This is a genomic window from Leptotrichia sp. oral taxon 221, from assembly GCF_018128245.1.
Taxonomy (GTDB): Bacteria; Fusobacteriota; Fusobacteriia; order Fusobacteriales; family Leptotrichiaceae; genus JABCPH02.
Window position 1 is genome coordinate 1,849,640 of record NZ_CP072378.1, and the last position, 21,199, is coordinate 1,870,838.

21 protein-coding genes and 1 pseudogene are annotated in these 21,199 nt (G+C 28.8%); 9 read left to right on the forward strand and 13 right to left on the reverse strand.

Annotation, left to right across the window (positions count from 1 at the left end; translation table 11 throughout):
- Positions 1-12 precede the first annotated feature (12 nt).
- The 5 genes from rnr to yajC all read right to left on the reverse strand — a co-directional run bounded on the left by rnr (position 13) and on the right by yajC (position 5,259).
- On the reverse strand, positions 13-2,202 hold the full coding sequence (gene rnr, locus J4863_RS08300; RefSeq protein WP_211618276.1) for a ribonuclease R: 2,190 nt from the start codon (positions 2,200-2,202) through the stop codon (positions 13-15).
- A gap of 16 nt (positions 2,203-2,218) precedes the next feature.
- On the reverse strand, positions 2,219-2,800 hold the full coding sequence (gene yqeK, locus J4863_RS08305) for a bis(5'-nucleosyl)-tetraphosphatase (symmetrical) YqeK (RefSeq protein ID WP_249111515.1): 582 nt from the start codon (positions 2,798-2,800) through the stop codon (positions 2,219-2,221).
- A gap of 160 nt (positions 2,801-2,960) precedes the next feature.
- The gene (locus J4863_RS08310) at positions 2,961-3,503 is read right to left on the reverse strand and encodes a GerMN domain-containing protein (protein ID WP_211618277.1); all 543 of its coding nucleotides are present in this window, start codon (positions 3,501-3,503) and stop codon (positions 2,961-2,963) included.
- A gap of 23 nt (positions 3,504-3,526) precedes the next feature.
- Positions 3,527-4,870, reverse strand: coding sequence for an N-acetylmuramoyl-L-alanine amidase (locus J4863_RS08315; protein WP_249111516.1), 1,344 nt, complete (start codon positions 4,868-4,870; stop codon positions 3,527-3,529).
- 128 nt (positions 4,871-4,998) lie between these two features.
- A complete protein-coding gene (gene yajC / locus J4863_RS08320) occupies positions 4,999-5,259 on the reverse strand; it encodes a preprotein translocase subunit YajC (protein ID WP_211618278.1) in 261 nt (86 codons plus the stop codon).
- Positions 5,260-5,561: 302 nt separating this feature from the next.
- Here yajC and J4863_RS08325 point away from each other — a divergent pair, with 302 nt between their 5' ends.
- From J4863_RS08325 to J4863_RS08345, 5 genes are all read left to right on the forward strand, one after another.
- Positions 5,562-6,074, forward strand: a complete 513-nt coding sequence (locus tag J4863_RS08325) for an FxLYD domain-containing protein (protein ID WP_211618279.1) — start codon at positions 5,562-5,564, stop codon at positions 6,072-6,074.
- A gap of 212 nt (positions 6,075-6,286) precedes the next feature.
- Entirely contained in the window at positions 6,287-6,742 is a 456-nt protein-coding gene (locus J4863_RS08330) for an FxLYD domain-containing protein (protein ID WP_211618280.1), read from the forward strand.
- Between the two features lie 319 nt (positions 6,743-7,061).
- On the forward strand, positions 7,062-8,450 hold the full coding sequence (locus tag J4863_RS08335) for an MATE family efflux transporter (RefSeq protein ID WP_147003477.1): 1,389 nt from the start codon (positions 7,062-7,064) through the stop codon (positions 8,448-8,450).
- 316 nt (positions 8,451-8,766) lie between these two features.
- A complete protein-coding gene (locus J4863_RS08340; protein ID WP_094080280.1) occupies positions 8,767-9,117 on the forward strand; it encodes a cupin domain-containing protein in 351 nt (116 codons plus the stop codon).
- 146 nt (positions 9,118-9,263) lie between these two features.
- Positions 9,264-9,578 (forward strand): helix-turn-helix domain-containing protein, encoded by a 315-nt coding sequence (locus tag J4863_RS08345; RefSeq protein WP_018497710.1) that lies wholly within the window; start codon positions 9,264-9,266, stop codon positions 9,576-9,578.
- 719 nt (positions 9,579-10,297) lie between these two features.
- On the opposite strand, the gene J4863_RS08350 is transcribed toward J4863_RS08345, so the two are convergent.
- The 5 genes and pseudogenes from J4863_RS08350 to J4863_RS08370 form a co-directional block, all read right to left on the reverse strand.
- The gene (locus tag J4863_RS08350; protein WP_211618281.1) at positions 10,298-11,197 is read right to left on the reverse strand and encodes an ATP-binding protein; all 900 of its coding nucleotides are present in this window, start codon (positions 11,195-11,197) and stop codon (positions 10,298-10,300) included.
- A gap of 156 nt (positions 11,198-11,353) precedes the next feature.
- On the reverse strand, positions 11,354-12,274 hold the full coding sequence (locus J4863_RS08355) for an AraC family transcriptional regulator (protein ID WP_249111517.1): 921 nt from the start codon (positions 12,272-12,274) through the stop codon (positions 11,354-11,356).
- A gap of 74 nt (positions 12,275-12,348) precedes the next feature.
- Positions 12,349-13,146, reverse strand: coding sequence for an enhanced serine sensitivity protein SseB C-terminal domain-containing protein (locus J4863_RS08360; RefSeq protein ID WP_211618283.1), 798 nt, complete (start codon positions 13,144-13,146; stop codon positions 12,349-12,351).
- A gap of 49 nt (positions 13,147-13,195) precedes the next feature.
- Positions 13,196-13,648: pseudogene (locus tag J4863_RS08365) on the reverse strand (aminoacyl-tRNA deacylase).
- 149 nt (positions 13,649-13,797) lie between these two features.
- Positions 13,798-14,385 (reverse strand): TMEM175 family protein, encoded by a 588-nt coding sequence (locus tag J4863_RS08370; protein WP_211618284.1) that lies wholly within the window; start codon positions 14,383-14,385, stop codon positions 13,798-13,800.
- Positions 14,386-14,612: 227 nt separating this feature from the next.
- Here J4863_RS08370 and J4863_RS08375 point away from each other — a divergent pair, with 227 nt between their 5' ends.
- Positions 14,613-15,464, forward strand: a complete 852-nt coding sequence (locus tag J4863_RS08375; RefSeq protein ID WP_211618285.1) for a LysR family transcriptional regulator — start codon at positions 14,613-14,615, stop codon at positions 15,462-15,464.
- Between the two features lie 35 nt (positions 15,465-15,499).
- On the opposite strand, the gene J4863_RS08380 is transcribed toward J4863_RS08375, so the two are convergent.
- The 3 genes from J4863_RS08380 to J4863_RS08390 all read right to left on the reverse strand — a co-directional run bounded on the left by J4863_RS08380 (position 15,500) and on the right by J4863_RS08390 (position 18,453).
- Complete coding sequence (locus J4863_RS08380; protein ID WP_211618286.1) at positions 15,500-16,342, reverse strand: aldo/keto reductase; 843 nt, start codon at positions 16,340-16,342, stop codon at positions 15,500-15,502.
- 349 nt (positions 16,343-16,691) lie between these two features.
- On the reverse strand, positions 16,692-17,789 hold the full coding sequence (locus tag J4863_RS08385) for an RNA-guided endonuclease TnpB family protein (RefSeq protein WP_211618287.1): 1,098 nt from the start codon (positions 17,787-17,789) through the stop codon (positions 16,692-16,694).
- A gap of 118 nt (positions 17,790-17,907) precedes the next feature.
- Entirely contained in the window at positions 17,908-18,453 is a 546-nt protein-coding gene (locus J4863_RS08390) for a type I restriction-modification system subunit M N-terminal domain-containing protein (protein ID WP_249111518.1), read from the reverse strand.
- 305 nt (positions 18,454-18,758) lie between these two features.
- Here J4863_RS08390 and J4863_RS08395 point away from each other — a divergent pair, with 305 nt between their 5' ends.
- From J4863_RS08395 to pcp, 3 genes are all read left to right on the forward strand, one after another.
- Positions 18,759-19,439 (forward strand): DUF969 domain-containing protein, encoded by a 681-nt coding sequence (locus tag J4863_RS08395; protein WP_211618288.1) that lies wholly within the window; start codon positions 18,759-18,761, stop codon positions 19,437-19,439.
- Positions 19,439-20,380, forward strand: coding sequence for a DUF979 domain-containing protein (locus J4863_RS08400; protein WP_211618289.1), 942 nt, complete (start codon positions 19,439-19,441; stop codon positions 20,378-20,380). Before J4863_RS08395 ends, J4863_RS08400 begins: the two co-directional genes overlap by 1 nt.
- A 127-nt stretch (positions 20,381-20,507) precedes the next feature.
- A complete protein-coding gene (pcp, locus tag J4863_RS08405) occupies positions 20,508-21,149 on the forward strand; it encodes a pyroglutamyl-peptidase I (protein WP_211618290.1) in 642 nt (213 codons plus the stop codon).
- The last annotated feature ends 50 nt before the right edge of the window (positions 21,150-21,199 follow it).

The following is a 21,199-nucleotide window of genomic DNA, read 5'->3' on the forward strand; positions in this document are numbered from 1 at the left end:
ATTTTTTATAAATTATTCTTTGTCTCCGTCATCTTCAATTTTCAAAATTTCTTCCTCATAAGGAATTACTTCTATTTCCATTTTTTCATACGAAGCACCTGTAACCACTACTTTTATTGTATTTCCCATTGTATAAGTTTCGTTTGTATTTGTGTTAATTATTTTAAAATTTTCTTCATCGTATACAAAATGATCTCTCGTAACATTTACATTATACACGACTTCAATGTGATTTTCCAATTCCATAAACACTTTATTTTTATTCATTCCACTAAGTCTTGCGATGTATGTTTTACCGATTTTATCTTGCATATATTCGATTAATTTAATTTTTACACTATCTTCTTCTAATTTGTCAGCGACTCTTTCTGTTCGTGAAATTGCTGAAGCGACAACGTCAAATTCTCCAAAATATTTACTTTTATCCTTATCATTAATGAATTTTTCAAGCGATCTTCCAAGCATTCTATGAACGACCAAATCCGAGTACCTTCTTATCGGTGACGTAAAATGCAAGTAATATTTCGACGCCAATCCAAAGTGTCCCAAATTTTTATTTGCATATCTTGCTCTTTGCATTGCTCTCAAAATCAATTTATGAATCAAATATCCTTCTGGCAATCCCGTCGTTCTATCAATAATCGTTTGAAATTTCCCTGGATGAATTTCATCAAGATTTTTTATTGAGAAACCAAATTTTACAAGCGTTTCATTTAATGCTTTTAATTTTTCTTTGTCTGGATCTTCATGAACTCTGTATATCGCTGGAATTTCTTCCCAAAACAATTTTTCCGCCACAACTTCATTCGCTGCAACCATGAAATCTTCAATCAATCTTTCTGCCTCACCACGAGAACGCAAAACAATATCCTTAACCAATTTATTTTGATCAAGAACAACTTTTATCTCTGGTAATTCAAAATCAATACTTCCACGACGTTTTTTCGTACCTCTAATTATGTGTGACAATTTCAACATTTCCTGCAACATTGGCACAATTTTTTCATATTTTTCAAAAACTTTTTTATTTTCTTCTAATTTTTCGATTTCTTTTTCACTCAAATCAGTTTTTTCTCGATTATCAATGTAATCATAAATTTGATTTACACCATCGTAAGTCATTCTAAATTTCGATTTTATAACTGATTTATAAAAATCATTTTTTAAAACTTTCCCTTTTTCATCAAAATCAATTTCCACAGAAAAAGTCATTTTATCCTCATCTGGATTCAACGAACACAAATTATTAGACAATTTTCTCGGCAACATCGGAATAACTCTATCCACCAGATAAATCGAGTTCCCTCTCTTCAAGGCTTCATTATCCAATTCAGTTCCCTCTTTAACATAATACGAAACATCCGCAATACTTACAATCAGCTTATATCCATCCTCTGTTTTTTCAACATAAACTGCATCATCCAAATCTTTCGCATCAGCTCCATCAATCGTAATAATATCAAGATCTCTCAAATCCCTTCTATTCGGAATTTCAGACGATAAATCTTCATCCAAGCTATCCAATTCCTTCAAAACTTCTCCAGGAAATTTCTCTTGAATCCCTTCACTTATTAACAATGAAGAAATTAATGCTTCCGTATCTTGAGGATCACCTAAAATGCTAACCACTTCTCCTTCAGGTTTTCTCGTATCATCTCCCCAAAAATACACTTTTACCGCAACCAAATCCCCAGTTTTCGCACCTTTTATCTTTTTCTTGGAAATGTAAATATCTTTTCTCGAATTTTTTACTCGCACAAACCCAAAACTCATATTATGCTCAAAAATCCCAACGACAACTTCACGATTTCTTTTTACAACTTGAAGAACTTCCCCTTCTCTTTTTCTGTCACCTTGAACATTTTCCTTCAAAACTCTAACAATAACAGTGTCTCCGTCCATCGCTGTATTTAAAAAAGGCCCAGGAATAAATACACTTTTTTCACCTTGAACATCTAAAAATCCAAAACTCCCATTTGCAATAGAAATTTCACCTTTTAGTAATCCAGCTTTTTCTGGCAGCGTATATTTCCCATTTCTCTTTAAATAAATTTCTCCATTTTCTTCCCAAGCATTCACAATCTGCTTATACAATTTACGTTTTTTTGGACTCCAATCCATTAATTGCAAAATTTCCTGAAACGTAAATTCATACTCTTGCAACACTTGTTTCAAATATTTTAACTCTTTTTCTATTTTCATTTTTTCACCTATTTTTCTATTGATTTGCAATTATCGCATTTCTAAATAATATTATGTTTGGATGAATTATAGAATCTTTCCCCAATAAATATTTCAATTTTTCATTAATTTCAAATTTTATTGCTGCATCCAAATCTGTTTTCGCTAATTCACGTGCTTCATCCACGCCTTCCCATGTTCTCGCCGCTTCAATCGCATCTGACAAATACACAATTTTAGCCAAAGTCGACATTTTTGGACTTCCAATTGTATGATATTTCACTCCATCCAAAATTTCCTCATCGTCAATTCCAAATAAATCGAAATTATTTCTCACAAATTCAGCTCCCGCAAAACCGTGTAAAATTGCAGTTGTTTTAGATAATTCATCTGATACTTCTGGATATTTCCCTTTAATCAAATCTATCATTTCTGATAAATCAAAAAATTTAGCCACATCATGTAAATACGCCGAAGCCTCCACTTTTTCCACATTCACATTATAAATTTTTGCCAATTCCACAGCACATTCTGCCACTCTTACTACATGATTATATCTTTTTTCATCAAGATATTTTCTTACATTTGTTTTTATTTTTTCGATATTTATATTACTCATTTTTATCTCCTTTTTAATAAGTTTTTTTCATGATACATTAACAATTTTATACTTTTCCTATTTACTATTTTATCTAAAATCTCATATTATTTCAATATACCAAATAAAAATTTCACTTTTTTCTATTATAATTTTTTATTATGATAAAAAGAAAAAGCAACTATTGAATAATTGCTTCTCCATCTATTTGAATTATAACCTTTTTAATATTACTAAAATTTTTCAAAATCGTATTTGATACTGATTGTGCAAATCCATTAAATAACGCTTGATTTGATCTCAATCCTGTAAATTCTGAATTTAATTTAACTATTGTAGTATTTTCTCCATCAATTCTCAAAGTATAGGCACTCATGAATTTCATGTTTTTAGTTAAAAAATTTGTATCTTTGATAACTTCATTAATATAATCTCCTTCCACCAAATTCTTCTGTTTCGGAATATAAGCTTCCTTTTCTTCAACCATTTTATTTGATGGATTATAAATGAATATATTTATTTTTTGTTGAGCATTATTAGATGATGCTTTTACTAAATTTTTATCTACTTCAACATTTATCATTTCAGAATTTTCTTTATCATAATAATTAATTGCTATCGACATTCCAGAAAGTAAAATTAGAATTATTATAGAAAAATTTTCCCTAAAAAAACTTTTTTTCTTTGGCATTTGTACATTTTTTGCTTTTTTCCCTTTTTCCATAAATTTCTCCTTCTTAAAACTTTCTATCTAAAATGTCTTCTAATCGCATCAGCAATTGCACTTGCTACATTTTCTTGACCTTCTGGAGTAAGATATTTTGATAAATCAGAATAATTTGAAATAAATCCTATCTCTGCAAGAATTGCTGGTGAGTTACTTCCTCTTAATACAGCAAAGTTAGCTCCCTTAACTCCTCTTCTTCTTAATCCTGTCACATTTATAATTCCATCCAATACCGATTCAGCAATTGCAGCACTTTTTTCTTGATTTACTTTATAGAATATATCTTTTAAAACATAATCAGAAAAAGGTGAACTTCCATAACTTTCATCTACTCTATTTTCAAATTTAGCTACTTCTGAAGCGTAATCGCTTGATCCTGTTTTACTATAATAATAAACTTCTGCTCCATTAGCTGAACTACCTCCTGAATTTAAGTGAATACTTATAAAAAAATCTGCATTTACTCTATTTCCAATTGCTGGTCTTTCATCCAATGTTACAAAATAATCTGAATCTCTTGTTGTAATTACATTATAATCTGCACTTAGATTTCTAGCTAATCTTTTTGCAACTTCTAAGGCAATATCTTTTTCTCTGTATCCATTTGCTACTGCACCAGAATCATGTCCACCATGTCCTGGATCGACTATAATTGTATATTTTTTGTTTCCAGTTCTAGTTGGTGCTGGAGTATATACATTTGTATTTGGATTGTTTGTATAATTTTTGTTAACATTGTTATAAGTATTACTGTTGTAATTATTATTAGTGTAAGTATTGTTATTACTATTGCTGTAAGTGTTTCTATTAGCATTAGTGTTGTAATTATTGTTTGTATATGTGTCATTACTACTGTTACTATAAGTATTTCTATTAGTATTATAGTTATTATTATTTTGATAATTATTGTTGTTGTAAGATTGTGTCGAGTAATTATTATTTGTTGTTCCTCTATTCGCATTATTTCCTACAACTACTGTATTTGTTGTTGCTCCTGCATTTGGGTTACTGAATGTTATCTCAATTTCTTTCCCTTTACTCAAGATTTTATACTCTGTTTGAGACTTCAAATAAAATAAAATTGATGATTTTCCTCCATTTTGTGAAGTATCAATTCTATTAACAAATTGGTCATACACGTTAGCCGACCCTTGACCAACGCCTCTTCCCAAATCTACATCATCATAATCTAATCTTAAAATCTTTTCTGAACCATTAACTAGAATACTTGCATTTGGCAATTTATTCGTATTTTCTTTAAATGTACCTGTATAAACACCATTTCCGTATGTTACTTTTTCCAATGTTTCCGCAAACATAAACGTACTCATCATAAGCAACATTACCGCTATAATTTTTTTCATTTCTCCTCCTTTTTATTCTTTCCCAACATTTCCCTTTTTAATATTTCTTAATTTTTAATGTGATACAATTTCATTCTTAGATTACATTTCAATTAATCTAAGAATAAAATTTACCACATCACTACTTTTTATTTTACAACTGATGAAATAGATGATTTTGAAATAGTCATTCTTGCATTTTTGTCTATTTTTACTTCTACTGTTTCAGTTAAAATATTAACAACTGTAGCGTGAATTCCTCCAGTTGTAATAATCTTATCTCCCACTTTTAATCCATCCATCATTTCATCAAAAGCTTTCTTTTTCTTTTTATTCGACAAATATGAAGGCAAAATCAATAGTGCCATTATAAAGATTATATAAACAATTAAAAATACTGTTTGATTCATAAAATTCTCCTCACTTTTATTATAAATTTACATTGTATTATACCATAATTGAAATCTTTTTTCAATTTTATACAGATAAAAAATTCTGTTTTATTGATGTGTAAAAAGTATTTATTGCTTTAATTTTTATGCTTTCATAAGAATGTTATAAAAAATTATTAAAAAATATTAAAAAAAAGTATAATTTGTTATTAGGTTTATTTAAAATTTAAAGTCTATTTTTTCTTGAAATAGTTTGTCTTTTATGCTATAACGTTAATAAAGATACATTATCTTAATAAAGAATTAAAAGGAGTAAATTTATGAAAAAATTAATTTTATCAATTGGTATTTTTGCGTTATTATCGTCTTGTCAAACAGCAGGTGGTGTAGTTAAAGCGGTAGTTGTTCCTGTAGCATTAACTGCAGGTTTACCAGTAGGTTTAGTGGCTACCGGTATTCTTTCACCAATTATCGAACACCAAACTAAAACTATAGATAATTCCACAGAATACGGTAATGACCATTTTGAATATACAAATACAAGAATTGCTCAAAAAGATGGAACAATTATCGTTAGTGGTACATTGAAAAACTATAAAAAATTGCATGAAGATGTTACTCTTGCCATTCCATGTGAAGATAAGGATCATAACAAAATTGGAGATGCAATAGCTACAACTAAAACATTAAAAGAAAATGAACATTGGAATTTTAATGCTACTTTAAAAAGTAATGATGTAAGATTTTGCTATCCTGAAAAATCAGTTATTACGACTAAAGAAGGTAAAAACTCAGATACTCCAGGCACAGAAACAACTTCACCTCAAAAATAAAAACATTCAACTGAGTGAAGTCTTCTTTCAATTATATAAATTCCATAAAATTATTGAAAAATTTTGATTAATGAATATTTAAAAAAAGTATAATTTATTATTAGATTCATTTGAAATTTAAAGTATATTTTTTCTTGAAATAGTTTGTCTTTTATGCTATAACGTTAATCAAAGATACATTATCTTAATAAAGCATTAAAAGGAGTAAATTTATGAAAAAATTAATTCTATTAACTGGAATTTTAGCATTATTATCATCTTGTGGTCCCACTGCCAGTGGAATAGCAGCAACAGTTATGGCACCACCATCACTATTATTATTAGCACCATCACTAATAAAAGATTCTATTAAAGAAAAAATAAACGGTGAAACAGACTATATTGATTCTTCAATAGGAGTTTTTGAATATAAAAATGCAAAAATTAGTCAACAAAATGGAATAGTAATTATCAATGGAACATTAATTTATAAAAGCTCTCCAGAAAATACAACACAAAATGTAACTCTTACTATACCATGTTATGATAGCGAACATAATGAAATTGGGAATGCAATTGCTAAAACTAGAATATCTAAAAAAGGAGATCCAACACCATTTAGAGCTACTATAAAATCTGATAAAGTTAGATTTTGTGCTCTTGAATACGGAACTATTACAGGTGAATAATTGAAAATATAGGAACTGTATCTCAATAATAAGAGATTGTTATATAAAAATGATAAAAAAAATCCCAAGTTATAATTAATTTTATAAACTTGGGGTTTTTATAATTGTATTTACAGTTAATATTGCAATTTATGTAAATAAAAAAATTTGAAACCCTTTACCAAATGTAGTAAAATACTCATAAGATATTATTTTTTACCATACTAATATGATGGCTTAAAACTGGGATTTTTTCTCAGTTTTCTTGTTACAAAAAATTTTTTCTCTTTTTATTAGAGAGAATTTTATCATATTTAAAAATTTTGGAAAGGAAGGAAAAATGGGAAAAACGAAAGCAATAAATGAACGAAAAACTAAATTTGGTACAGAACCTGTTGGAAAACTGTTGATTTCACTTGCGGTTCCTGCTATCATTGCTAACTTGGTTAATGCTCTTTACAATGTTGTGGATCAGATTTTTATTGGGCAAAAAATTGGGTTTCTTGGGAATGCGGCTACGAATGTGGCTTTTCCGCTTACGACGATTTGTCTTGCGATTGGGCTTATGACTGGAGTTGGAGCTGCGACTAACTTTAATTTGGAATTGGGAAGGAAGCGTCCAAAAAGGGCAAAAAGCGTGGCTGGAACTGCGGCTACAATGTTACTTTTAAGTGGTATTATTTTGTGTATATTAATTAATATTTTTTTAAGACCAATGTTGACGGCCTTTGGGGCTACTAATCAAATTTTTGATTATGCGATTGAATATACTCAAATTACATCTCTTGGAATACCGTTTTTATTATTCTCAATAGGAGCAAATCCTATGGTTAGAGCTGATGGAAATTCTTTTTATTCAATGCTTGCGATAGTTATTGGAGCTATTACAAATACGATTCTTGATCCGCTGTTTATGTTTGGATTTAATATGGGAATGGACGGTGCTGCTTGGGCGACTGTAATTGGGCAATTTATCTCAGCAATTATGCTAGGATTATATTTTTTTAGATTTAAAAGTGTAAAATTTGAATTGAAGGATTTTAAGATAAAAATACGAGAAATTTGGATTTTGTTTATGTTGGGAACATCGCCTTTGATTTTCCAATGTTCTGCACTAATTGTTCAAATTGTGACAAATAATTTATTGAAAATTTATGGTGCGAAATCTATTTATGGAAGTGAAATTCCTATTGCCGTTGCTGGAATTGTTATGAAAATAAATGTCATATTTATAGCGATTTTATTGGGATTGACGCAAGGAGCTCAGCCTATTGCTGGATTTAATTATGGAGCAAAAAAATTTGCAAGGGTTCGAGAAATTTTAAAATTATCTCTAAAAGTGGCTTTTATTATTTCTTTAGTAGCATTTGCAATCGCTGAACTTTTCCCTGTTCAAATAATTTCTGTCTTCGGTAACGGAAGCAAACTCTACTTTCAATACGGAACAAAATATATGCGAGTATTTTTATTCTTCATATTCCTAAATGGTATTCAAGGTGCTATTACAATGTTTTTAACATCAATTGGAAGGGCCTCAAAAGGAGCTTTTTTGTCACTTGTAAGACAAATTATATCACTTTTACCATTACTAATAATTTTACCATATTTTATGGGTATTGATGGAATTATGTTCGCATTTCCAATAGCAGATTTCATAGCTTTTGTTGTATCTGTGATTGTTTTGAAAGGGGAAATGAAGAGTATTCCGAAAGTGAATCAAGATGTATAAAAAATTTAGAGAATTGTAAGATTTGAAATTTTTTAAAATAAATTTTATTGAATTAAAAGCTATCTCATAAGAGTTATTTTATGAAATAGCTTTTTTATAATATTTTTGCAACGAAAAGCTTTTCGTTCCATTTTTTATATGTCGTAATATATTATATAATTTGTGTATAGAGCTATTTTTAAAATTTATCCTATCATTTTCCTCTATATTTCCACAATTTATACCAAAAGGTAACTATATAACAAAAAAGTGCATTCTTGCCATTTGTTTCATTATGTTATAAAATAAACACATAAAAGAAAAGGAGGAATCATATATGAAAAATTATTCAATAGGAATTGCGGATGGAGCAAGAACAGAATTCCATCAAACATTAGGATTAACAGGAGCGGAAGTAAGTTTTAACAGTTTACCTGCAGGTGTAAGCGTACCATTTGTTCATTCGCATAAAGAAAATGAGGAAATATATATAATTACAGAGGGTAAAGGTACTCTGACAATTGATGGTGAAGTTGTTAAAATAAAAAAAGGAAATGTAATTAAAATATCCCCTAATGGTAAAAGACAATTTGCAGCCGCAGATGATGAAGGTATCAGCTATGTATGTGTTCAAGTAAAGGAAAATTCATTAACTTCATATACTGAAAATGATGGTATTATATATTAATAGGGTTTGTCTCAAAAAGAAAATTTAAAAATAATGTGGGAGCTGTATTTTTGAATTATTTAAAATTTTAAAATTTTGAGACAGCTCTTTTTTTGTACTTACTTAAAGTATCATATGATGATATAATGAATACAAGAGGTGATTTTATGAGAAAAATATATACAGAATGTCCAGTTGAATATACTGCTTCAATGATAGCTAATAAATGGAAAATACTAATATTGAGGGATTTATTAACTGGTACAAAAAGATATAATGAATTAACAAAATCTATAGTCGGAATCAGTGCAAAAGTTTTAACTGAAAATTTAAGACAACTTGAAAGTGATGGAATAGTTGTAAGAAAAGTATATCCAGTTGTTCCACCAAAAGTAGAATATTCTCTTACAAAGAAAGGTAGTGAACTAAAACCCATTTTTGATTTAATGAACGAATATGGAAATAAATATAAGAAAAAATAAGTATACTGCACCAAAAATTTTGTACACACCCTATAAAGTGATATTACAAATTTTAAGCTAATATCACTTTTATTTTAAACTTATAACCTATTTCCTAAAAAATTCAATTTAAATCTCCTAATCTCTTCATCTTCTTCTCTCATCTGTGAATCATTTTCGTGAATATTTCCTTTTTCATCTACATATCTTACAATTTTTCCATTAGAATCAAAATAATATCTTGTTTCATAAATTCCAAGAACTTTAGGATTATCTATCCATATAATATGTTCTGTAGCTGTTAATTTTTGATATAATTATTCCCTGTATTCATTTCCTGTTTCAAAATAGAGATGACTCACTATTTTTTTCATAACAGGACAGCTCCATTTTTATTCCTCTCATCCGAATTCATTATTCTACTTCAATTATACCATGCATTTGTATATTCTCCGCTTTCTCTTTTCTTTTTAACAGTTTATTGCAGTATTTCTTATTTGACATGATGTAAAGATTTTCTATCAAACTATTAAACTCATCAGTACTACATTTTTATCGTTTTTTCTTGTTATGATTATTGCTTCTCAATCATCAATAACTTTGTCACAATATTTTTTCAAATCCTTTCTCAGACTCGAATAATTTGTAACTATCATTAAAACCACCTCTATATTATAGTATAGTCTTTTTGAAAAAAATCAATACGATTTATACTTCTGCAACGAAAAAATAATTTTCTCTTATTTCTTTAATTGATATTTTACAGAACGTCCTTTTCCCAACTGTTCAACAATACTTTTTTCAATTAGACCATTTATTGATCTTATAACTTTTGATTTATTATAGCCACTTAATTCTTCGATTTCTTTTCTACTTAATTTTTCACGCTTCTTAAGAATTTCAAAAACTTTTACTTCCCCATTGACTAAATTACTTGGAACTGTTTCAATTATTGGTAAAGTTATTCTTACGCTATTTTCATATATTTCAAAAGACGGTTTTACAAAATTTTCCCTGTATTCATATTTTATTCTTTTTATTCCTGTTCCAAATTTTTCAATTATTCCTAGTCTATAAAAAATATTTGCTATTATGGGATTTCTCAAAACTGAAACATAGCCTCTCATATATTCATCTTCTGACATTCCTGGAGGTAAACTTCCTGGCGATATAATCTCAATTTTATCATTTGACATTACTATTTTTATATTCGCATTTATATCCCACAATCTATGAACTATTGCATTTGCAACAGATTCCCTGAAAGCTTCTTTTGAAATTTTTTCTTTTGTTACACGCTCAGCTCCCACTATTTCTTCATATTCATAATATCTTTCAAATGTACTGATTGCGTCAGAATATTGTTCAAGTATGGATTTTCTTTCAATATTTTCCCTTAATAATATTTTATTTATATTTTCACCTAAAACTACTATATCAATTCCAGAAAATTTTCTATTATTATTGTCTGCAAAAAGTTCAGCAGCTATATTAAATTTTTTATTTTCATATAAATTCAATGTTTTTAGTATATCCAGGTTCAGTTCTTTTATTCCTACTACCTCTTTCATTTTCTTTTCTAAAAACTTAAATTCTAATTTTTCGTTTTCTATTTTAATTGCTTCATAATCTTTTCTCATATAAACCCTCCATTTATATAATCTACTTAAAACAATATTTTTACAAATTAATTATACTTCATTTTTATCACTTTTGCAACGAAAAGATTTTCGTTCCATTTTTCGTTTCATTTTGCAACGAAAAAAATACGCCAAATTTATGACGTATTTTAATATTTATTCTTTTTCTTTTCTATACTGCAATACTGTTTTCCCTATCCATCCTTTAAATGCACGATAAAATGAAGAAGTTTCAGTATATCCTACCAAATAGGCTATTTCCTCTATTGAAAGTTCTTTTGATTCTAAATAATTAAGGGTCATTATTTTTTGAACATTTTTAACTACCTGGTTAAATTTTATATTTTCTACATCCAGATTTCTTTGAACTGTTCGAGCACTTATCCCAAATTCTTCCACAACATTTTCAAGGCTAGACTGTCCACTTGGAATAAGCTGACAAAGTTTTTTCTGAACCCTGTCAGTAAAAGTTTCAAGAGTTTCACTTTCTTTTTCTGCCAGTTTCTGTTTTAATTGTGGCTCCAGATACTCCACCATTATGTTGTTTGCTGTCAAAAATGGCTTTTTCAAATCTTTCATGCTGAAAATGACTTCATTTTGTTTTGCTTTATTTATCATAGCGTTTATCTCTTTTGTCAATAATTCACCATATTCAAAAGGACTTGTAACACTTACTGGAGATATTCTCTTACCAATTCCTTTATTCAATAAATTTATCAACATAAGCTGTTCATTCAAGACTGCAAAACATGGTAATTCCTTTTCTCTTTGTTCAAAAAAATACTGTACTTGAACCATTTCTTCAAATTCTTTAATTTCCAGAAATACAGGCTCTATCAGTTTTTTATATTTTGCCAGCCTTTTTATACCTTCAAGTCCATTTTTAGAGGAAAGTGCCGCAAAAAACAAAGGAATAAACATATTCAAATTATCTACATTACTAATTACTAAAATCTGTTCATCTGTAATAACTTCATCAATTTCCTTTAAAAACAAATAATATTCCTCAGTAGAAAACTGAATTTCCTCTTTCCATAAAATATTAGGAATTCCTGCTTTTTCAAGTATATTTTCCATTGACATCCCAATGCTCTTTAAAAAATCCTGAAACTGCTTTGGTATAGTTATTTTCTTCTTTTTCCTATTTTTTATTATATCGAGTTTTTCTTTTCATAAAATGGCTTTTTATCTTTAACAACATCTTTTCCAAAACTATCTTTATATGAAAACATATCAATATATTTTCCATTCAAGTATGGAGTTATTTTTCTTCCTATAAATTCTATACTTTCTTTTTCATTTCCCATACTGTCAATAACTAATAGATAACTCTCCTGTCTCTCTTTATACATGAGCATTAACCATGTTCTTTTAATATTTTTATCTAATTTACAAGCACTTTTTAATGCTTCAAGCATGTCTTCAGGATATTCTTTCGCTTCTCCAATCATTACAGGTGTGTCCTTTTCTACTTTTGTTTCAACGACCTTAAGTCTTTCTTCCTTTTCCTTTTTCAAAATTTTAAGTTGTTCTCTTGTAAAGGTAAATGATGTAGTAAATGGATTAATAACAAAACCTTCTATATCTGGATTTAGCAATACCATTTCTGCATAATCATCAAAAGACAAAATAAGTGTCTGTATTTTATCAATGCCGATATTCCACTTATTCAATTCTTCCCAGTCAGTAAATGCTGGATAAAATTGTTTTCCATCAGACGAAGAAATCATATAGAAAGATACATTTGAATCTTCTTTAACAGTTCCTTTTCCAGTTTCATCAGTTTCAATAGGTTTATCAAAAAATACATAACTTAAAAAATAAGCTCTCATTATAATTTCATCTAAAATTTTATTTTGTAATTCTAAATCACTTTTCTGATTTTTTCCTATTCTACTAAACAATTCTTTTAACACAGGATTTTCCAATGGCTTATTTACATCAATCATAATTTTTCAACTCCTTCGTTTCAATATTTTATATTATACCCATTATAGCTTAAATCTCTTCCATCGTCAAATCCACAACATTCCCCTTCACAACTTCAACTAGTTTTTCTGTTTCCACTTCCATCTGCAGTCCTCGTCTGCCAGCCGAAACCATTATTTTATCAAATTTTTCAACTTCCTTGTCAAAAAAAGTTTTAAACAGTTTTTTCATTCCTACAGGAGAACACCCTCCAAGAATATATCCTGTTTCTTTTTCTAGTTATGAAAGTGGCAATAAATCAATATTTTTCTCTTTGCAGGCCTTTGCTACTTTTTTCAAATCCAAATGTGCTTCTCCATGAATTACACACACATACAAATTTTTACTTTTCCCTTTCAAAACAATTGTCTTAAAAACTCTATCCGCTAGTTCAGGCAACTTCTCAGCAACACCAAGCCCTCCACTTTTATCCTCACTCCACTCATAAGTGTGAATTAATATATGGAATCTTTTGTTTATCAAGCTGTCTTAATGCATTTGTTTTTGCAATTTTTTCTTTCATATATTTCAATTTTATCTTTTCTTGTTAATTTGCTCATAAAAACTGCACCTCCAATCTTGTGTCCAAGATTTTGGGTGCAGTACAGAATGACAATTTTTATTTACTTTTTCTATTTTCCCCTTCTTCTTTTTATTGCCTTATACTGTTCCGGAAATGCAACTCCAAATAAAGTAATATAAACACTTATCATCATTGCTGGCGGATAAAATATACACGATATTATTAACCCAATTATTTTTATACTTATATCAACTTTTATCCATCTTATCATTGTTTTTAATGATTCCTGCAATTCTTTATCATGTTTATTCACCTTTTCTATCAGATACAACGAAATTATATTGCAGAATGTAACAGCTAGAACTATTATCCCATAAAATCCTTGTGCTACACTACTGTTATAATATGAAGTTACAAAAGAAGTTACATATGGAAAAAATGAAGAAAAGAAAAGTATTACTACATTTACCCAGACAATTGACGGTGTAATATATTTTATTTTATGCCATTCATTATGCAGATTTACCCACATTGTTCCAAGCCAGAAAAATGAAAGCGTATATGCAAAAAAATCTACTCTCAGATTCCAAAGTGCTTTTAAAGTTGCTGTTTCAGGTTTTTTCAGTTCTAATATAAGAATTGTCATAATAATTGCAAGTATGGCATCCATAAAAGCTGCCAATCTTTCTTTATTCATAGTTAAACTCCATTCCATGATTTTATAATAATACAATTATATCATAAATCAGTAAGGAATTTAAATTTTTAGTTTTTCATATATAATCTCCTTCATTTTCTTATTTTTATTTCCTTATCTTCATGTAGTTATAATACTAAAATTTAAGATAAAAGTACAATACCGTTTAGAAAATGTGCTATAATTAAAATGCATACTAGAAATAAAAATTATATAAGGTGATTAATATGATAGAATTGGAACAACTAAAACAGCTTATTGCGTTTGCAACATATGGAACATTATCAAAAGCTGCTGAAGAATTGTATATTTCACAGCCTGCCCTTTCCCGTTCGATACAAAAGCTGGAAAAAACTTTAGGGGTTGAACTGTTTGACAGGAAAAAAAATAAGATGGAATTAAATGAAAATGGAAAAACTGTTATCCAGTACGCAGAAAAAATACTTAATCTTATAGATGAAATGGAAGAAAAAGTTAATAAAAATAATCTGGTTCAAAATAATTTTTCAATCGGTTCATTTGCTCCAGCTCCATTGTGGGATATGATTTCATTATTTGGAAGATTTTATCCTGAAAAATATATTCTTCATAAAATAGAAAATAATCTTCAGTTATTTGAAAAACTTAAAAATGACATTTATCAGATGATTATACTTTCTGAACCTATTGATAATTCTGAATTTTTCTGCATAAAATACAAAACTGAACAACTATTTTTATCAGTTCCTTTGCAGCATCCACTGGCTAAAAAGAAGGAAATACATTTTTCAGATATTACAGATGACAGAATGCTCTTATTCAATCCAATAGGAATATGGAAGGATGTAGTTTTAGAAAAAATGCCTAATATGAACTTCCTTATCCAAAGTGACAGGATTATTTATCAGGAATTAGCTGAAATGCAAAATTTACTACATTTCCGTTCAAATTTCACACTTGAACGTGAAGATAATTTTAAAAATAATATTTCAATTCCGATTATTGATAAAGAAGCAAAAATGACATTTTACTGTATTTGTAAGAAAAATATAAAAAATGAAATAAAAAAAATATTTGATAGTTTTAGTAAAGATTCTTAAAAAATAAGAGGGAAGATATCTCCCTCTTATTTTTATTATTTCCTTCCATTAAGCCATTTTACTATTTCCACATCATCATGATTTAAGAATAGACTTTCCTTTTTATCAAGTTCAGATATTTTCTCCATATCCTCACTGTTCAATTCAAAATCAAATACATTAAAATTTTCTTCAATTCTTTCTTTTCTGACTGATTTTGGTATTACAACTACATCTCTTTGAATTAGCCATCTTAAAATTACCTGAGCCACAGATTTATTGTATTTTTTACCAATTTCAGACAAAATTTCATTTGTAAATATTCCATTTTTTCCTTCTGCAAAAGGTCCCCATGATTCTATTTGAACTCCATATTCCTTCATTATTTCATTTGCTTTAACCTGCTGATTGAAAGGATGTGTTTCCACCTGATTTACAGCTGGCACTACTTCATTATTCATAATAAAATCAACCAGTCTGTCAGGATAGAAATTACTTACACCAATTGCCTTTATTTTCCCTTCCTTATACAGCTCTGTCATCGCTCTCCAAGCTCCATATACATCATTAAATGGCTGATGTATCAGATATAAATCAATATATTCCAAATCCAATTTTTTTAAAGAAGTTTCAAATGCCAATTTTGCCTTTTCATAATTTGCATCACTTACCCATAATTTTGTTGTAACAAAAATTTCTTCTCTAGGTATACCACTTCTTTTTATAGCTCTTCCCACAGCTTCTTCGTTTCTGTAGGACGCAGCTGTATCAATTAATCTATATCCTGCTTTTAACGCATTATAGACTGCTTCCTCACATTCTTTCATATCATCAATTTGAAATACTCCAAATCCCAATATAGGCATTTTTACTCCATTGTTTAAAGTTACGTATTTCATAATATTTCCTCCTAATTTTTATATGTCATTTTTTAATTACAGTTGTACTTTTAATTTTCTTGAACTTATTTTATCAATTTTTTCCTCTGAAGTCTAATATCAATTTTGCAAATTCACTATAACTAAAATGCATACTATAAAGTTATCCATCATAAATTGTAATATTAAATACAACATTCTTTTTATCTTGACAACAACAATTTTTGAGATACAATATATTAGAGAAAAATAAAGAAGTGAACTACTCCCGCTTGTAGAAGCGGGAGCTTCTTGGGAAGTATCTGCTTTTGCTAGCCAAATATATTTACCAAGCTCTTCGGACAGTCCCTGCCCTGTTTTTTTAATTTTCCTAATATTCCAACATCAATTTTCCAATGTTTTTTATATTCACTGCAGCATTATAATCTCTATCAATTTCAATTCCACAGCACTCACATTTATAACTTCTTTCTGATAATTTCAGTTCCTCTTTAATATTTCCACATTTACTGCAAGTTTTCGATGACGGAAACCACTTATCTATCTTCAAAAATTGTTTCCCTAAAAACATCAGTTTATACTCAAGCATTCTCAAAAATATTCCCCACCCATTATCTCCTACACTTTTCCCAAAATTTAATGCCTGGCTCATCCCTTTCATATTCAAATCCTCAACAACTACAGCATTATACGCTTCAGACAATTTTTTTGATAATTTATGCAGAAAATCTTTTCGACAATTTTTAATATACTCATGTAACTTTGATATTTTCGCTTTTTGCTTATACCAATTTTTAGAAAATTTTACTTTTCTCGATAATGATTTCTGTAATTTTTTCAATTTTTTCTCCAACATCCTAAAATATCTTGGATAATCAGCTCTTTGGTTTTCAGAACTGACAAATAACTCAGACATTGAAAAATCAAGTCCAATTATTTTATCATTACTTGGCACTTTTTGAATTTCTTTTTCAAATTCTGTCAAGATGGAAACATAGTAATTTCCATTACTGTTTGTCAATGTTACTGACTTTATCTTGTAATCCTTCGGTATTTCTCTATGATATTTTAATTTAACTTTTTTCAATTTTGGCAAAACCAAATATTTTGTTTCCTCAATTCGTATTGAATTGTTCACACAATTTGTCGTGTAACTTTTAACATTATTCTTTTTAGATTTGAATCTTGGAAACTTTGCTCTCTTTTGAAAGAAATTCGTAAATGATCGTTTTACATTTAATTGAGCATTTGAAAGTGCTAGACTGTCTACTTCTTTTAAAAATTGGTTTTCACTTTTCAAACTGGCAGGTGTAACTATTTTATTTTTTCCAGTTTCTTCATAAATTTTATTCGCTGTATACAAAATTTTGTTGTAAACAAAACGAACACATCCAAAAGTCTTATTTATCAATAATTCCTGATCTTTATTTGGATAAATTCTGTATTTGAATGCCAAATTATATTTCATGAAATTACACTTCCTTTTGATTTTGAATATTATTTTTAATTATTTCTCTTCGATATTTTATACAAAAATTGTATCATAAGAGTATCCTTTTTTCAATTTTTTTTACAAAAAAAGCAATTCATCTCCCACTTATAGAAGTCGGAGACTTCTTGCTATCTTTTGTTAAAATATCTGCCAATCTTGTATTTTTTTCAGCAACCGTTCCACCTAAACGATTACTCGTAGTGTCGACATCTTCAAATAATCCTTTAATATCATCTTCCGACTCAAATCCAACAGCACTTGCTTCAATAGCTTTAAAAATATTTGCTAAATCTGTATTCAAATTTTCATTGGCTCTCGCTGTTTTTACTACATTTTCAAAAAGTTGACTTGGTAAAATAAAAAATCCTTTATCTTCCACGGTACCAGCTCTAAAATCTTCTTTGGCTTCTTCATCAGAAATATCCGCATAATTAAATTTCAAATCTCCAGCTTCATGTTCTGCTTTATTGAAAAATTCTGTCATATTTTCTGAAATAAATCTATAAAATAATATTCCCAAAATATATTGCTTAAAATCCCAACCATCCACCGCTCCACGCACATTATCTGCAATTGCCCAAATTTTACGATGCAGTTCTGCTCTTTGTGCCGTTTCATTTGATTCTTTTGTATTTGCCACTTCTTTCTCCTTATATCTATTCATAATTTATTTTTTGTTAACATTATACCATAGTTTCACATAAAATTTATTTTCAGTACAAAACTTTTTTTAAATATTGATTTTTTTTCCCATTTTACTACGCAATCCTTTAAAATATTTAAAACTAATTTTATTTTCTATTTTTCAAAACTTAAAAAGCAGTATAAAATTAGAAATCTATTTTTTCTCTAAAACTATTGCATTTTCACTATTTCAAGGTAAAATCATATTAGGATTATATGATAATTTTAAAAAAATAATAAACTTTATTAGGAGGAATACTTATGAATTTATGGATACTTATTGGTATTGTTATTATTGTAGTGGGATTTTCTTTGAAGCTAGATGTGCTGGCTGTGGTACTTACTGCTGGTATAGCTACTGGAATTGCTGCAAAAATGAATTTTTTTGAAATTCTTGGAATTATTGGAAAGGCTTTTGTGGATAATAGGCTTATGTCAATTTTTTTGATTAGCTTGCCAGTTATTGCAGTCCTTGAAAGATATGGACTTAGAGAAAGAAGTGCAGCTTTAATTGAAAAATTAAAAAATGCAACTGCTGGTAGAATCTTAGGACTTTATATGGTAATCCGTTCGATTGCGAGTGCATTGTCAATTAGAATTGGTGGACACATTCAGTTTATACGTCCTCTTATTTACCCAATGTCTGAAGCTGCTGCAAAAGCTCATAAAAATAAGGATTTAACAGAAAAGCAAACTGAAGAGTTAAAAAGTTTAAGTGCCGCAATTGAAAATTATGGAAATTTCTTTTCACAAAACATATTTGTAGGGGCATCAGGACTTCTTTTGATTCAGACTACACTGAAGGAAAATGGATATGCTGTATCTTTGAAGCAATTGGCGCTATCTTCAATACCAATTGGGATAATTGCAATAATTTTTACTTTTATTCAAGTATATATTTACGATAAAAAAATAATTTTGAGCAAAGGAGGTAAAAAATAATGGAAATAAAAGCTCTTTTAAAACTTTTGACACAAATTATTTATATTCTTTGCGGACTTGTTAGTATAAGTACTGGAATTAGAGGATTGAAAAATGAAAAGGCAAAAATAGGAACATTTTTGTTTTGGACTATTCTTGGGATAATATTTATTTTTGGAGAAGCTATTCCATATAAGGTTACTGGCGGACTTCTTGTAATTCTTGCCATAATTACTGTAACAAAACAATTACATATTGGAAAATTTGAAAATATTTCTTCACAATTCAAAATCGCACAAAGTGAAAAATTAAAAAATAAAATTTTCATCCCAGCTGTATTAATTGGAATTGCCGCTTTTCTGATACTTCAATTTAAAATTGGAAAAACTGCTATACCACCTGCATTAGGTATCGGTGGAGGTTCGCTTGTCGCCCTTCTGGCAGCTGCAATTATCATAAAACCAAAATTCAGCGAAACAAACGAAGATACTTCAAAACTCCTTATGCAAATTGGTGCAACTGCCATTTTGCCACAGCTTCTTGCTGCATTAGGTGCTGTATTTACTAAAGCTGGAGTTGGAAAAGTAATAGCTGCCAGCATTTCATCTGTTGTTCCAACTGGAAATATCTTTGTAGGAATAGTTATTTATGCTATTGGAATGGTTATATTCACTATGATTATGGGAAATGCCTTTGCTGCATTTTCAGTAATAACTGCAGGAATTGGAATCCCATTTATTATCAAAAACGGTGGAAATCCAGCTGTTATTGGTGCTTTGGGAATGACCGCTGGCTATTGCGGAACTCTTATGACTCCAATGGCAGCAAACTTCAATATTGTCCCTGCTTCAATTCTTGAAATAAAAGATAAATATGGAATTATAAAAGTCCAAGCTCCAATGGCTTTATTACTGCTTGTAACACATATTATACTTATGCTGCTGTTATTTGGAGTAAAATAAAACTGAAAATACTATGTTTATTGAGATTTCTAAATTTTTACAAACAAGTAAATTAAAAAAAAATCTAGAAAGGAGAGTATGAAATTATAAATTAAATCTATTTTTATAAAATCATACAAAAAATACTATGAAAATATTAGTTACTGGCTTTGACCCTTTTGGAGGTGAGCCCATAAATCCTGCCATTGAATCAGTTAAAAAATTGCCTGATAATATTGCAGGAGCACAAATTATCAAATTGGAAATTCCGACAGTAAAAGGAAAATCTATTAAAAAAATTGAAAAAGCTATTGAAGAGCACAATCCAGATGTTATCTTGTCAATCGGACAAGCAGGCGGAAGATTTGATATTTCCATTGAACGAGTTGGAATAAATCTTGATGATTTCCGAATACCTGACAACGAAGGAAACCAAACTATTGATGAGCCAATTTTTCCAGATGGAGAAAATGCATATTTTGTAGATCTTCCTGTAAAAGCTATGGTAAAAAACATACAAAAAAATAAAATTCCAGCTTCAGTTTCATACACTGCAGGAACTTTCATCTGTAATCACGTTCTTTACGGTACACTTTATTTAATAAATAAAAAATACAAAGACAAGAAATCTGGATTTATCCATATTCCATTTTTACCAGAACAAGTTATTAATAAAAAAAATACACCATCAATGGAATTAAATACTATTGTAAAAGGTTTAATTGCCGCAATTGAAACTATTGTAAAAAATGATAAAGATATTAAAGAAACTGGCGGAACTATTTGTTAGCAACATTCTTCTAAACATTTAGATATATCAAAAATAAAAAGCCTGCTTTT